Genomic DNA, 13,298 nt, shown 5'->3' with positions numbered 1-13,298 from the left:
GTTGATGTGGCGTCTATCCCCCCAGCCCGCCGAGCGACTTCATAATCCGCGGGACTGCCGGACCGAGGATGACGATGAACAATGCCGGGAAGATCAGGAACACCATGGGGAAGAGCATTTTGATCGGCGCCTTATGCGCCTCCTCTTCGGCGCGCTGGCGGCGGCGGATGCGCATCTGATCCGACTGAATGCGCAGAATACGCCCGATCGACACGCCAAGTTGTTCCGCCTGGATCACGGCGCCGATGAACGTCTGCACATCATCGACGCCACAGCGGTCGATCATATCCTTCATCGCATCACGGCGGGGACGACCAAGCCGCGTATCGCTGAGCACGCGCTTGAACTCCTTCGAAAGCGGATCGTCCCACTTTTCGGTCAGGCGCTGCATTGCCTGGTCGAACGACAACCCGGCTTCGACACAGATGCACAACAGATCGAGTGCGTCGGGCAGCGCCTTGACAATCGCCTTCTTGCGCTTCTTGATCTGCTGTCCGAGCCAGATGCCCGGCAACAGGTATCCCATTCCTGCGCCGATGGCGGTATACATCATCGCCTGTGCGACGTCCATGCCCTGCAAGAACGTCACTGCACCGACAACGATAAACAGCACAACCGCCAGCGCCAGGCGAATGCCGCTAAACTGCATCGGGGTCAGGTTCCCCGGATTACCTGCCTGCGCCAGACTGATCCGCAGGCGCTCGGCGCTCTGTTTCGGACCATACTGACCGAGTTTTGCCAGGATGCTCTTGGTGAGCGGCACGAGCACACGCTGACTAAACGGTTGTTGCAGTTCCATTTCTTCGAGCGTCATCGTGCGCTCGGTAAACTGACTGAGTCGGTCGCTGATCATATCGGGCTGCGAGGAGCGCCGCATGCCGATCATAATCAGCCCAACGCCAAGCAGCATCAGCACCCCGAATCCGATCATCGGCAGCATGCCAGCCATACGCGCCCCCTTCCTACACCTCGATATCCACAATCTTCATAATCGCAAAAAAACCGATCACAATCATCACAATGCCAGCAACCGGCAGACAGCACCAGTGCTCCGGCGGCATACCGAACGAAAACATCGGCGCCATATAGTTCGGGTTGATCACCGTGATAAAAATTGCCAGACCGATCGGCAGGCCCGTAATCACATAAGCGGAAATCCGCCCCTGCGCGGTCAGCACCGCGATCTCGCCCTTGATACGGATGCGTTCACGAATCGTATGACCGATAGTATCGAGTATCTGCGCCAGATTGCCGCCTGATTCCATCTGAATTTTGACTGCGGTAATCAGCAGGTCGAGGTCTTCCGACGGCACACGCTTGAGCAGATTGTCGAGCGCATCTTCGGTGCGCAACCCCAGACCGACCTCCTGCACCACGCGCCGGTACTCGGACGCAGTTGGTTCGGGTGCCTCACGACTGACCAGTTCCATCGATTGCAGCAGGCTGTACCCCGAACGCAGCGAGTTCGCCAGCATATTGATCGTATCGCCGAGTTGAGCATTGAATTTGGTCACGCGCTGTTTTGCAGCATACCCCACATACAGATCGGGGAGGAACGAGAAGAGTGCGAAACCGACAATCCCGGACAGCAACTGAGCTTCCCAACTGGCGCGCCCGATGAACGCGCCAACCACCGCGCCGACGCCAGCGGCGAGGAGTTTGATCATGTAGAACTCGGTCACCGTCAGTTTCAAGTCGGCGCGCGCCAGATTGCGCGCCGTCTCGCTGCCGCGCTTGCCGCGCGCTACGACCTTATCGATTTCGCGCAGTTGCTCTTTTGCGGTGCGCTGTTGCTGATCGGCGCGCCGACCGGCGAACTGGGTCAGGCGCTCTTCATAACTGGGATTGCTCGCGCTCCGGCTCGCCAGGAACGCAAACACCGCCAGGATCGCCAGGAAGATCCCGACCGGTGCAATCAGTTGTGTCGGATCTGCGACAATCGGCATACGGAGGTCCTTTCGGGGCAATGCGCCCGTCGTGCGACAGGGCATTGCAAGGGCGCAACGTCAGATGAAAGAGCTGCCATAGCCGAAGATATTCGGCGGCAGATAAATGTTGCGCTCCTCGAAACGGTCAATAAACCGTGGTCTGATGCCGGTTGGCTTCAACTGACCGATAATCTTGCCGCGTTCATCAAGCCCCTGCTGCTCAAAGACGAAAATATCCGAAAGCACGACGACATCACCCTCCATGCCCTGCACTTCGGTGATGTAGATAACCTTGCGCGACCCGTCTTTCAGGCGCGCCAGTTGCACGATCAGGTTGACTGCCGAAGCAATCTGCTCACGGATGGCGCGCACCGGCAGGTCCATTCCGGCCATCAAGCACATCGTTTCGATACGCGCAATGGCGTCACGTGGCGAGTTAGCGTGCAGCGTCGTCATCGAGCCATCGTGACCGGTATTCATCGCCTGAAGCATCTCCAGCGCCTCACCGCCGCGGCACTCGCCGACCACGATCCGCTCCGGTCGCATACGCAGGGTATTGATCACCAGGTCGCGAATACTGATCTCGCCTTTGCCTTCAACGTTCGGCGGACGCGACTCGAGCGGCACCACGTGCTCCTGGCGCAGTTGCAATTCTGCCGCATTTTCGACGGTAATAATGCGCTCATCGTCGGGGATGAACGACGAGAGCACATTGAGCATGGTCGTTTTACCGGAGCCGGTGCCGCCGGAGACGACGATGTTGAGCGATGCGCGCACGCAGGCGGAGAGGAACTCCGCCATCTCGCTGGTGAGCGATCCGAAGCGGATCAGGTCGTCGATCGTGATGCCTTCCTTGCGGAACTTACGGATGCTGATCGTCGGTCCACAGAGGGCGATTGGTCGAATGACTGCGTTGACGCGGCTGCCGTCGGGGAGGCGCGCATCGACCATCGGCGATGACTCATCGATACGGCGTCCAAGCGGCGCGACGATACGGTCGATCACCCGCAGCACGTGTTGTTCATCGACGAAGGTGACGTCGGTCAATTGAATCTTACCGCGCTTTTCCACATAGACCTTTTTTGGTCCGTTCACCATGATCTCGGAGATCTCCGGGTCGTTGAGCAACTCCTGGAGCGGACCGAAGCCCAGAATGTCGGCGGCAATCGATTCAAACAGGCGGGCGCGTTCCGAGCGCGACAACACGATATTTTCGCTGTCGAGGATAGTATTGAAAATCTCCTCAACCTGCTGTCGCACTCTGGCGACATTGGAGAGGTCGAGTTTGGGATCGAGCTCATTGATCAGGCGTTGCTGAACGCGCTGTCGCAGTTCGATAACGCTGTTATCCTCTTCACGGCGTTGAGCCGGTGGTGTTCCAAGGCGCGCTGGCGCAGCCGGGGTGGCGGGTGTGCCAGGCAATTGCCCGGTCGCACCGGAAGTTGCGCCGATTCGTTTCAAGAGTGACATACGTATGCTCCCTCAACAGGCGACGGTTATCGCCGCGCCATCAATTTGCCGAACAGGCCGGTTTTCTCCGGCGCTTTCTCCGTCTTCTTTGCAGCGTCGGCAGTTTTTGCCGCCAGACCGCTGCTCAGGAGTTTCGCCAGGGCGTAAATATCTTTCGACGTCGGAAGGTCACGTTTGGCGATCACCAGCGGCACTCCCTGGTTGACCGCCAGCGTCATCTCGTGACCCGCGTTGGCGATCTGGAGCGCCACTTTATGCTGAATGTTCGCTTCCACGTTCTCAACGCGCATCCCCAGGCGATTATCGGCCTTGTTGAGTACAAGAACCGTTTTTTCCTTCGGATACTCCAGCAACTCGGCCACTTCGAGGAACAGTTTGATATTCTTGATGCACGGAAGTTCAAGCGTCATCAGCGCAACGATCCGGTCGGCCAGATCAAGCGCTGCCAGCGCGCGATCCTGAAACGATGCCTGGGTATCGACGATCACATACTCAAACTCTTTCTTCATCGTCTCCAGGATCGTCCGCAGGTGATCAGAGGTGACAAGTTCGCCGGTTTGCGGGTTTGGCGGCGCCAGCAGCACCTTGACCTGTGTTGCGTGAGTTGCCATGACGTCATTCAACAGGTCACGGTCGAGTTCGCTGATACGGTTGACCAGATCGGCGATAGTTTTGGACGACACCAGGTTCATAATCACCCCGACATCGCCGAATGTCAGGTTGCCATCGACGAGCGCCACTTTCTTGCCGGTCAACAGGCGCATGGCGACCGCCAGGTTGCACGCAATCGACGACGTTCCCGTTCCGCCTTTTGGACTGAAAACGGCGATGATCTGTCCCTGCGCGCCCTGATCGTCGCCGCTGCCGCCGGGACCCTGCGGCGGTGTCGTTACATAACGCCGCTGTGTGGTCGCCAGGCGATAGACATGGCGAATCGCGCTGTAGAGTTCTTCCGCGCCGATCGGTTTGGGCAAGAACTCACGTGCTCCGGCGAGCATCGCACGGCGCAGGTAATCCTGCTCACCCTGCACGCTCATCATGATCACCTGCGCCTCGGGCACCTGACTCAGCAGCGCCTCGGTGGCAGCGATACCGTCCATGTCCGGCATGTTGATATCCATCAACACCACGTCGGGACGGTGCTGTTTGGCGAGCGCAAGCGCCTCGCGCCCGGTGGTCGCTTTTGCAACGACTTCGATATCTTTTTCGAAGAAGAGGAGTTTTTCGAGATTGTCGCGCGTTTCGGCAATATCATCGACGATCATCACCCGGATCTTCGCCGGGCCTGCGGCTTCGGGTGTTCGCGATCCTCCTGCCATAGCATCCTCTCAATCGTGGGCGCTGCCGGTCGCTTACCGGGCGTTGCATCATTTTGCGCATCGGTTCGGGCGCGCCTGTACTGACGCGCCTGTTGCGAGTATTATACCGCGTTGTGTCTGATGTTGCAGTCGATCATGGAAATGGAACCGGAAGCGGCGTCGGCGTTGGACGCGCCGGTCCCGGCGTGATTTCTTCGGGCGCAATTGCCAGCGGTTGCAACGGTTCGGGCAACGGCAACCCATAGCGGCTGGTCAACAGGCGCAGTGTGATGCCAGTTGTATCCTCGATGGCGCTGTCGTCGCGCCCGCGCAGCACCAGTGTGATCTGCGGCTTCGGATCTTGCTGATCGAGGGTGAACTTGACGATCTCGGCTTCCTGGTCGGTCATCGCCAGCAGCAGGATCCATTGCGCGCCGGGCACGAAGGTATCGGGAGTCTGGGTGCTTGAGGGCGGTGGTGGCGGCGCCGTTCCCTGCTGACCTGCGGGCGTCGGTGTGCCGGCTTCCTGGGGGATAGCCGGTTTCAAAACGCGCAACACCCGAACATTCTGCACCATGGTTTTCGTCACCCGATCAACCAGCGTTTCTTCGAGCGGCGTGACCACCAGCTGCCCGGTTTCCGGGTCCAGCGTCAGCGACGGTCGGATGATCAGGCGACGAATTTCATAGGTCATCACCAGGTCGACTGCGTCGCCGGGGCGGATCTGATCGGCGACGCCGGTCAGATTGCCGACTTCGAGCGGAAATACCTTGTCACGCGGGGTGTCGGGCGAGTCGGGCAACGGCACCTGGAACGACAGACCGGCTTCGGTGAGATCGCGCGCGCGGATAATTTCGGTCGCGTTGAGCGCGCGCAATGTCACTTTTGTGGTCAGTTCATTCACGCTGGTGAAATACTGGTCGGGCGCGGCGTTGTACTCCGGTTCTGGAATATCGCGCAGGGTCAGAAAGGTCTCGGTGTCGGTCAGGACAGTATTGGCCGGAATGTCAACTCGCGCGGCGACCACTTTACGCAGTGGCACAGGTGTTGGTTCTTGCGGAAGCGCCTCCGGCACAGGCGTCGGCGGGGTTTGGAAGAAGAAAAAGAAGAGAAGCGCTGCGGCTGCGGCAATAATCACTCCGAGCAACAGCAGAAGACCTCCTCGCCTCATGGGGGCGTGCCTTTCTTTCAGCAAGAAGATGCGACGATAATCACTTGTAAGCCATTATAGCACACGAGATCAAGCCCTGATTAGTATCGCAGGGCATCAATGACTTGACAGGTGGAAGAAACGTTGCACGTTGAAGGTTGAAGGTTCGTAACTGCTCAGGCGTGCGGTTGATGGAGATTGAAAATTAAATCCGCTCTACCGCGCTAGCCGTGGGGCTGAAGCCCTCGGCTAACCAGGGCAAAGCCCGCCTGCGCGGGCTATACCGGATTATTTATTCAAAGACCATAAACCGCGCCTGAGCGGACGCTTCGCGCCGGGCGACCACCTGGGCGGTCGCCGTGGCAGCGTCCACGCAGGTGGACGCCCGGCGAAAAGCCTTCCAGAGGCGATTTCAATCGCTGAACGCCAGGGCGATCACCGTGGCAGCGTCCACGCAGGTGGACGCCCGGCGAAAAGCCTTCCAGAGGCGATTTCAATCGCTGAACGCCAGGCGGCCTGAGTAGTTACGAACGTTGAGCGTTGAACGTGGGAACGTTGAAGGTTGGAACGTTGAACGTTGAAATGTTCGTAACTGCTCAGGCGTGCGGTTGAAACCGCGCCTGAGCGGACGCTTCGCGCCGGGCGACCGCCTGGGCGGTCGCCGTGGCAGCGTCCACGCAGGTGGACGCCCGGCGAAAAGCCTTCCAGAGGCGATTTCAATCGCTGAACGCCAGGCGGCTGAGTAGTTACGAACGTTGAGCGTTGAACGTGGGAACGTGGGAGCGTTGAACGTGGGAACGTTGAAGGTTGGAACGTTGAACGTTGAAATGTTGGTAACTGCTCAGGCGTACGGTTGAAACCGCGCCTGAGAGGACGCTTCGCGCCGGGCGACCGCCTGGGCGGTCGCCGTGGCAGCGTCCACGCAGGTGGACGCCCGGCGAAAAGCCTTCCAGAGGCGATTTCAATCGCTGAACGCCAGGCAGCCTGAGTAGTTACGAAAGTTCAACGTTGAACCTTCAACGCGCCAACCTTCAACGTGCAACCTTCAACGTGCAACCTTCAACCTTCAACCTTCAACGTGCAACCTTCAACGTGCAACCTTCAACGCGCAACCTTCAACGCTCAACGAGTCACCAGCGGCAGGAAGACGCGCCTGATGCCATTATCAGGCGGCGGGTTATCCGGCGGCGGTTGAGGACCGCTATCAGGCGGCGGCGGCGCACCTCCCGCCACAAACACGACGTCGAAGATGGCGCTGACATTGTTCCGTTCCGCCACATGGTCGCCGCTTGGCACATCGGACTCGTACACCAATCCTTTCAGGTCGGTGTGAGTGTCGGCAACCAGAATGACCTTGTAGGTTCCGCTGCCTTGATCAAGGAAGTCGCGCAGGATTTTACCGGTTCCATTGCTGGCGTTGGTTGCAGCCGAGACGCATCCATCGATGCCAACCGTTTTGATGTCGCTCCAGCGGAAGGTTTCCGCAATCAGGAACGTGGTATCCTTCTGCATCACCCATTTCGGGATTTGCAGACAGGCGCGGTGGTATGGCGCAAGCGCCGGGTTGCTCAGGCTATCGCCTCCAGGAGCGAACAGCGGTAGCGTTGGCGAGATCGGCGTTACACCCGGCGGGAAGATGAACACATCAACGAAGAATGTACCCTCCGGATTGCACCCCGGTTGCGATGCATGGCACACATTCGCCGGTTGCGTCGGTCCGCTGTCGGTCAGGTTCTGGTTGCGCAGGCGCACCTCGACGCCTCTGGTGGTGCCATTGGCGTTCTGGGTGGTGGTGACGGCATTGACGGGCCAGTTCAGATCGGGGTTGCCCGGAACGATCACTTCCATACCCAGGCGTAGCAGCACCGGCGAGGCATTCTGGACAGAGCCGCGGCGGAAGGTGAGGCGGTACTGGAAGCAGTTGCCCGGCGGGAGCAACTGACTCTCGCTATACTCCTGGGCATTGATGGCATACGCCGCGCCACTCGGGTTGAACTTCGAGAAGCGCGTTCCACCGGCATCCGGATCACGCGCCTGCGTCCATCCACCTTCTGTGTCGGCACAGTTGCCGCTCGATGGGGAGTAGACGCGGTACTCGACTTCGATATCACCGCCATTCGCCGGATCGATATTCGTCAGCCAGGTCATTTTACGCACGGTGGCCTGCTGCTCGTTGATCAGGTCGAGCATCGAGAAGGGCTTCGAGTAGTAGTAGCCGGTCGGCGGATAGAAGGTCTGGTCGTCGAGGTTGGGTCCGATCGTCGCGCGGAAGACCTGACTGGACGGCGCGGTTCCATCGGTGCCGCCGATCAGGTAGGCGAACGCATAGTTCGGGTTGCTGGTCGGCACCAGCACCACACCCGCATTGCGCCGTCCAGGATTTGCTGCAAAAGGCAGCGCGCCGAAGTCGTCCTGATAGAAGTTGAGCGCTCCATCTTTGAAGATGCGCAGGTTGGCCGGATCGACATAGGAGGCATAGCCATTGCGATTGATCGTGCCGCCGCTGCGTCCGCCGATCAGGTAGATTGCGCCGTTAAACTCGACGGCGCCGTGACTGTTACGATTGCCGGGAATAACGGCATTCCCGCCGGTGGTGCTATCCTCCCAGGTGATCGCGCCGGTGGTCGGGTTGATAACCCCTTTCCAGACGGTGCCGGTATCCATATTTTCGATACCGGCGTTGGTTCCACCGCCGTAGATGAAGAACAGATCCTGCGTCAACGTTCCGTCTGCACTGGTATAGCGCCCGACGGTCACGGCGGTGTTCCATACGCTCGACGGCATCGTCACAAACTGCCAGGTGCGGTTGTCGCCGCCGAGGTTAAGATTACCGTTCGACGGGTTGATCTCGGCGTAGTAGACGCGATTGGAAAGGGTTGGCGGAGGCGCACCGGGCGGATCGTTTCGCCCGCCGACGACGTACAGGAATGTCTTGCCGGCGGCGGTTGTATGTACAAAAGCGCGCGCGCCTTCCAGCCCGACGCCTGGCGGAAGTTTGTACGTCGGCGAGGTACGCCAGGTCAGGTTCCCGTTCGCATCGACATCACCGACGATCACCGAATTGCTCGAGAATGTAGACCCAGGGGCGACAGCGCCGCCGATCACGTAGAGATACCCCGCGTTACCGCCGGTGCGCAGCGCGGCGACCGCCGCGTTGGTTCGCGGCGCAAGCGGATTATTGTTGAACGGCGATGTATCTGCGTGGCTGACGGATGGCAATGATATGGAAGTCGTCCAGCTGATGACTCCGGCGCCGGGCTGTCCGTAATTCGTATTGACCGTGCCGCGATAGACCGTGTCGTGATAGGTCGGCACCGTGCCACCTGAAGAACCGCCGACCACCCAGATCGTGTTCCCGATGACCGCTGCGCCGATTTCGGTGCGGGCTGCGGGGAGCGGGCTATCCGGGATGGCGCCCCAGCGCAGTGCGCGAATGGCAGCCATGGCAAGCCCACCCTGATCGCCGGGTTTGGCGCCGGCATACGGTTCGGTCACCTGCCCGGATATCGGATCATTGCTCAGCGTCGTTGGAATAACTGCGGTCAGGGTGCGTGAACCGGCGCCGAACTCCGGCTGAGTATCATCCAGGGCAACAACCTTGATCACGCTGGCGGCGACCGGTGCGGGTGGAAGGATCGCAAGAACGGTCAGCAGCGCGACGACGAGTGTCAGCGCGCGCACCGTGGCTGGCATGCGTGTCATTCGAGTCATGATGCATATACCTGGTTTACCAAACCTACCTAAACCACAGCAGGTCTGGAAGGCCGCCTTTCTTCGGCCATTTTGACGCTTCATCCGGGATTGCCTCAAGAGGTCTTATATCCTGTCCACGTCCGTTTAGAGAGTCCGTGAACCCACTCCGGCCTCTGTTCATCAAACGTAATGCTTCCCGCTCAATATTCTGAGCAGCATTCACATCCCTATCAGCAGTATATCCACACGCACAAATAAACATTCGGTCACGCAACGTCAGATCCGATTTGATTCCTCCGCACATTGGGCATAGCCGACTAGAGGGGAAGAAACGGTCAACCTCTACCAATATGCCGCCGTACCACTCAGACTTGTAGCGTAACTGTCGTTGAGTCTCACCAAACCTGGCATCAGCGATTGACAGAGCCAGGCGCCGGTTACGCAGCATTCCGGGGACATTCAAATCTTCCACGCCGATAATGCGGTATGTGCGCGCAATCCTGGTTGTCATCTTGTGCGTGTAATCCAATCGCTTGTTCGCTATTCGGCGGTGGAGCTTCACCAGCTTCTTCCTGGTGCGGTTCCAGCGACCGCTTCCCTCTTGTCGGCGGGATAATTCGCGGTTCAAACGCTTTAGTTTTCTCAGTCTTGAGCGTAGCAGTACTTGGTTTTCATACTGTACGCCATCTGAGAGAACAGCTAACGTTTTGATGCCAACGTCTATCCCAACTGACTCTCGCGGATGCTTGTGCTCTGGTGGTTCGATTTCTACATTGATGGCGGCATACCAATGTGCTCTCTGCATCGGAGCTTCCCTTTCGTCTCCTTGTCAGTGGCATGGGTAGGTTTATGGCGATGTAGTCAGTTATCTTGAACTGTTCTCCCCTCCTTGAGAGCCTGGTGGAAAAAAAGTTACGCGCCAGCAGAGACGCGCCGACAGGCAGTGGAGATCATCGCAGGCACAATCAAACGGTCAGCCTCAATGGTCTTTGAGTAAATAATCCGCCATAGCCCGCGCAGGCGGGCTTCGCCCTGGCTAGCCGAGGGCTTCAGCCCCACGGCTAGCGCAGTATAGCGGAATAAATTCTCAATCTCCATACAGGCTGACACAGTCCGTGAGGCTGAGAGCCACCCGACAGGCGGTAAGCCGCCTGTCGGGTTCGGCGCCGGTTATGGTGTCGGGCAGACGTTATCATTCAGATCGAGTTTGAGGGGCACGCCGATCACACCGCCAAGACTGCGTCCGGCGCTGACCGTCACCGGTATTTCGGCGCTGGTGCTCGGACCACGCACGATCAGTTCGTACTTATCGCGCGAGATATTGTCCTGCGGCGCGCGATAGCCGAGCCAGGCGCGCAGCGTGTACTGACCCGGCGGCACATTCGTGAGCGCATACGACAGTTTGCGCGTGATCGGATCGGCGGTGATCCAGGCTTCGCGCGTATTGTTGTTGGCGTCGGTGAGCGTTACCTTGCCGACGATACGATCCGTCAGTTCAGGTCGCAGGTCGGTTGGCACCTCGGATGGCGCCATCGAGTCGCGCTCTTCGCCCTGAGCCGGCGTACAATCGCCCTGGATCGCCGAGACCTGGATATCGTCGAAGATCTGCTGCAACTGATCCGGCATGTCGGCGCGCTTGACATAGTCGGGCTGGCTGGCGACCAGGTTCAGACCGGTGGTTTCAAAGGTGGGGCTGAGCGCAACCACATACACCGAACCGTCGCTGGGGCGGATGTACGCCTCTTTGAGCGCCTGCGCTTCCGCCACCATCGCGTTGAGCGGTCGCAGGCTGCCATCCGGCAGCGGATCACCCATCTGGCAACCGACGTTCTCAGCGCCCAATTCGCATCCCGGCCCGTAGTTGTTTTGCATCCCGTTGCGTAGCACGTTTGCCACACCATCGGTCACGAAGATAACCACGCGGCGATACTTCATCCCGTTGGGAGCGCGTTCGGGCGCTGCGGCGAACACCTGGCTGGCGCGGGCGAACGCGACGGCGCTTGGCGTCGCACCTGCCGTCATGTATGGATCACCGTCCACCATGCCAGCTTCATTGATCGCTGCTTCAAGCGTTGCCCGATCATTCGTCCAACCGGCTGGCAGCACATCGGTCAGATCGTTCAGCGCGCGATTATTGTCGCCAACCCTGCCTTCATTGTTAACATAGTTCCCCAAACGTCCGGTAAACGTCACCATCCGGACGGTATCGTGCGGTCGGAGGCCGCTTCGCCGATCCTGATCGATCTGCTGGACAAACCTGCGCAGCACCTGTTTCGCAGTATAGATCCGGCGTTCCTGCACGTTGGGCCAGGCAGTTTCAATCGACACACACCCCTGGGTTGGATTGGTGCAGGTCACAACCTGTCCATTCTGAACGCCGCGCCCATCGAACGTCCAGGACATCGAACCGGAAACGTCGAGGATGAGCAGGAACTGCACTGGTCGATTCAGGTCGGGATAGGTCCGATAGCGCGGAAGATACGTCACGCTCCCGCCGACGGTAAAGTTGTTCGTCGGAGGCGCGCCGGTCACCAGGTTGGCGCACTGCCCGCCCTCGCGGACGTATGCCAGTTCCATCCAGGGGCCATCGGGCGCTCGCCCGTCGTTATCCACGCCGTAGTTGACCAGCAGGAATGCGCCGAAGCGCTCGATGTAGTATGCGGGATTGGTAAGATTGCCGTTGTCGAAGCGATACATCGGCAGGGTCATCAGAGTGCGGTTGCGCTTCAACGTGTCAAGTTGATTGAGCACCTGTTGGTTGAAGGGATTGCCGCTGAACACATTCCCATACACCCAATCGCCAGCGTTGATCGCATTCGGTTCAAACGGATAGGAGTCGGGGCGGGTCGGACCATCACTGCCCTGGATGATTTCGGGCCAGGGCGCTTCGGCATACCCCTGGCTGTAGGTGCCGTCGCCGGTCAACATCTCTGCCAGCGCGCCCGCATTGCCGGCAGGAGTGTTGTTGCGCCAGCGCAGCAGGCTGAAGCCGCCATTCGGGTTATTTCCGTCACGCAGATAGAGACGCTGGTAGCGCAGCTGCGCATAGGTTTCGTCTTCATAGAAGCCATCGTAGTTGACGAACCCATACTCATCGAACACAGGCTGCCCGCCGACCGTCGAGCGCACGCCGAACGGGTAGTACCCGGTTGCGCACGCGCCGACACTGGCATAAGCGGTAGCACCGACGGGCAACTGGCTCTGACCGAAGAGGCGCGCAAAGTAGGTCTCCACCTCGCCATCGAGACGAATCTGGATGTACTTTACACCCTCGGGTCGCTGCGAACCGCACGCACCGACGCGACTGCATGCGCCGGGGATCGGCGCACCATCACTTCCCAGGTAGATCGCCTCGAATGAGCGATCCCCCGGTTGCGGCGCCTCGCCAGGAGGCGTGACCGGAATGCCGTTCGATCGCAACGATTCGTAGATCGCGCGGGCGACATCGGTATCGCGACCGCCGCTGATCAGGCGGTTCATGCCGGCCAGCGACGCCGCGTTGGTGCCGCGCACGATGTTCCGCTGCTCGGCGTAGGTTACGCCGAGATCGACAGCCAGAGCAGCCATGCCGATCAGCAGCGCCAGAATGCCGGCGATCAGGACCACATTCTGCCCTTCTGTCTTGTGATAAAAACGTTGTTTCATAACCGCCACCTCTTTGTTCCTGTTTGTGTTGTACCGATCATCGAAACGACCATCGTGCGTGCGGCGCCATTGGTCAGGCGCGCGGTTGGTATCGGTTTGTGCGCCTGGCGGAGT

General features: G+C 59.4%; 9 protein-coding genes. 1 reads left to right on the top strand and 8 read right to left on the bottom strand.

What is annotated here, in order from left to right; all coding sequences use genetic code 11:
• Positions 1–13: 13 nt before the first annotated feature.
• The 5 genes from ROSERS_RS06590 to cpaB all read right to left on the bottom strand — a co-directional run bounded on the left by ROSERS_RS06590 (position 14) and on the right by cpaB (position 5,867).
• Positions 14–949, bottom strand: a complete 936-nt coding sequence (locus ROSERS_RS06590) for a type II secretion system F family protein (RefSeq protein ID WP_011956032.1) — start codon at positions 947–949, stop codon at positions 14–16.
• A 13-nt stretch (positions 950–962) separates the two neighbouring features.
• Positions 963–1,946 carry a type II secretion system F family protein gene (locus ROSERS_RS06585; RefSeq protein ID WP_011956031.1) on the bottom strand — a complete coding sequence of 328 codons (984 nt, stop codon included), beginning with the start codon at positions 1,944–1,946 and terminating at the stop codon, positions 963–965.
• A gap of 60 nt (positions 1,947–2,006) precedes the next feature.
• Positions 2,007–3,398 carry a CpaF family protein gene (locus ROSERS_RS06580; RefSeq protein ID WP_011956030.1) on the bottom strand — a complete coding sequence of 464 codons (1,392 nt, stop codon included), beginning with the start codon at positions 3,396–3,398 and terminating at the stop codon, positions 2,007–2,009.
• A 26-nt stretch (positions 3,399–3,424) separates the two neighbouring features.
• A complete protein-coding gene (locus ROSERS_RS06575; RefSeq protein ID WP_011956029.1) occupies positions 3,425–4,717 on the bottom strand; it encodes an AAA family ATPase in 1,293 nt (430 codons plus the stop codon).
• Positions 4,718–4,850: 133 nt separating this feature from the next.
• Complete coding sequence (gene cpaB, locus ROSERS_RS06570; protein ID WP_011956028.1) at positions 4,851–5,867, bottom strand: Flp pilus assembly protein CpaB; 1,017 nt, start codon at positions 5,865–5,867, stop codon at positions 4,851–4,853.
• 587 nt (positions 5,868–6,454) lie between these two features.
• Between cpaB and ROSERS_RS25885 the strand changes: the two genes are divergently transcribed.
• A complete protein-coding gene (locus ROSERS_RS25885; RefSeq protein WP_157040990.1) occupies positions 6,455–6,592 on the top strand; it encodes a hypothetical protein in 138 nt (45 codons plus the stop codon).
• Between the two features lie 376 nt (positions 6,593–6,968).
• Here the strand turns inward: ROSERS_RS25885 and ROSERS_RS06565 are convergent, their stop codons facing one another.
• The 3 genes from ROSERS_RS06565 to ROSERS_RS06555 all read right to left on the bottom strand — a co-directional run bounded on the left by ROSERS_RS06565 (position 6,969) and on the right by ROSERS_RS06555 (position 13,184).
• The gene (locus ROSERS_RS06565) at positions 6,969–9,557 is read right to left on the bottom strand and encodes a kelch repeat-containing protein (protein ID WP_011956027.1); all 2,589 of its coding nucleotides are present in this window, start codon (positions 9,555–9,557) and stop codon (positions 6,969–6,971) included.
• Between the two features lie 25 nt (positions 9,558–9,582).
• Positions 9,583–10,344 carry an RNA-guided endonuclease InsQ/TnpB family protein gene (locus ROSERS_RS06560; protein WP_049767477.1) on the bottom strand — a complete coding sequence of 254 codons (762 nt, stop codon included), beginning with the start codon at positions 10,342–10,344 and terminating at the stop codon, positions 9,583–9,585.
• Between the two features lie 365 nt (positions 10,345–10,709).
• On the bottom strand, positions 10,710–13,184 hold the full coding sequence (locus ROSERS_RS06555; RefSeq protein ID WP_011956026.1) for a VWA domain-containing protein: 2,475 nt from the start codon (positions 13,182–13,184) through the stop codon (positions 10,710–10,712).
• Positions 13,185–13,298 lie beyond the last annotated feature (114 nt).

Source organism: Roseiflexus sp. RS-1 (assembly GCF_000016665.1).
In the GTDB taxonomy this organism is placed as follows: domain Bacteria; phylum Chloroflexota; class Chloroflexia; order Chloroflexales; family Roseiflexaceae; genus Roseiflexus.
This window is presented reverse-complemented; position numbering and strand designations above follow the sequence as displayed.

Excerpts from the sequence above, each read along its gene's own strand:
- ROSERS_RS06590 (WP_011956032.1), bottom strand. The coding sequence starts at position 949 with ATGGCTGGCATGCTGCCGATGATCGGATTCGGGGTGCTGATGCTGCTT.
- ROSERS_RS06585 (WP_011956031.1), bottom strand. The coding sequence starts at position 1,946 with ATGCCGATTGTCGCAGATCCGACACAACTGATTGCACCGGTCGGGATC.
- ROSERS_RS06580 (WP_011956030.1), bottom strand. The coding sequence starts at position 3,398 with ATGTCACTCTTGAAACGAATCGGCGCAACTTCCGGTGCGACCGGGCAA.
- ROSERS_RS06575 (WP_011956029.1), bottom strand. The coding sequence starts at position 4,717 with ATGGCAGGAGGATCGCGAACACCCGAAGCCGCAGGCCCGGCGAAGATC.
- cpaB (WP_011956028.1), bottom strand. The coding sequence starts at position 5,867 with ATGAGGCGAGGAGGTCTTCTGCTGTTGCTCGGAGTGATTATTGCCGCA.
- ROSERS_RS06565 (WP_011956027.1), bottom strand. The coding sequence starts at position 9,557 with ATGACTCGAATGACACGCATGCCAGCCACGGTGCGCGCGCTGACACTC.
- ROSERS_RS06560 (WP_049767477.1), bottom strand. The coding sequence starts at position 10,344 with ATGCAGAGAGCACATTGGTATGCCGCCATCAATGTAGAAATCGAACCA.
- ROSERS_RS06555 (WP_011956026.1), bottom strand. The coding sequence starts at position 13,184 with ATGAAACAACGTTTTTATCACAAGACAGAAGGGCAGAATGTGGTCCTG.